This is a genomic window from Kocuria sp. CPCC 205260 (assembly GCF_040981045.1).
Taxonomy (GTDB): domain Bacteria; phylum Actinomycetota; class Actinomycetes; order Actinomycetales; family Micrococcaceae; genus Kocuria; species Kocuria palustris.
Genome location: NZ_JAVKPT010000027.1, coordinates 1 through 957 on the forward strand (window position 1 = coordinate 1; position 957 = coordinate 957).

The 957-nt window shown below is 61.0% G+C and carries 1 protein-coding gene and 1 other annotated feature; the gene reads left to right on the plus strand.

The features are described 5' to 3' along the window. Positions 1 to 957 (plus strand): IS3 family transposase (locus RF645_RS12950; protein ID WP_368819241.1); only part of this gene is annotated, 957 nt, incomplete at both ends. Continuing rightward, positions 35 to 131: a sequence feature (AL1L pseudoknot), on the plus strand. It overlaps the preceding gene by 97 nt.

Sequence of the window (957 nt, forward strand, 5' to 3'; positions counted from 1 at the left end):
ACCGCTTGAATCCGCCGATCCTGAAAAAGGCCTCGGCTTTTTTCGCAGCGGAACTCGACCGCCCCACGACGAGATGATCCGGTTCATCGACATGAACCGCGACGATTTCGGGGTCGAGGCCATCTGCCGCGTGATGCGCGAAACAGAATGTGGGTTCATCACCTCTCGTGCCTACCGGGCTGCGAAAACACGGCCGGCCTCAGCTCGTGCTCTGCGTGATCAATCATTGATCCCGGAAATACAGCGCGTCCATGCGCAGAACTACAGCGTCTACGGGGCGCGGAAGATGTGGCATGCGATGCGCCGAGCAGGCTGGGACCTGGGCCGCGATCAGGTCGCTCGTTTGATGCGTAGCGCCGGGTTGCACGGGGTCCGCCGGGGCCGCAAGCCCAACACCACCCGTCCAGCCCAGGCAGATGATCATCGCCCGGACCTGGTCCAGCGCGACTTCACGGCCGCGGCTCCGCATGAGCTCTGGGTCGCCGACATCACTTATGTGCGTCTCGTGTCGGGATTCTGCTATGTCGCATTCATCACGGATGTCTGCACCCGCAAGATCGTCGGCTGGTCGGTCGCTTCAACGCTGCACACAGATCGCCTGCCGCTTCTGGCTCTGGAACAGGCATTATTGACGACTGGTGCCCGTCGGGATTCTTCTGGCTTGACGCATCACTCGGATCGAGGGTCTCAATATGTGTCGCTGGCCTACTCGGATGCGCTGATTGCTGCAGGTGTGACTGCTTCGGTCGGTACGGTCGGGGATTCTTACGACAATGCCCTGGCAGAAACGGTCAATGGTCTCTATAAGACCGAGATCATCTACTCCAAGCGCGTCTGGCCCTCGGCTACTGCGGTGGAGATCGCGACGTTGGACTGGGTCCATTGGTGGAACACGGCTCGGCTCCACGAACGACTGGGGTACCGGACCCCGGTCGAGGTCGAGGCTGCTTACACTGA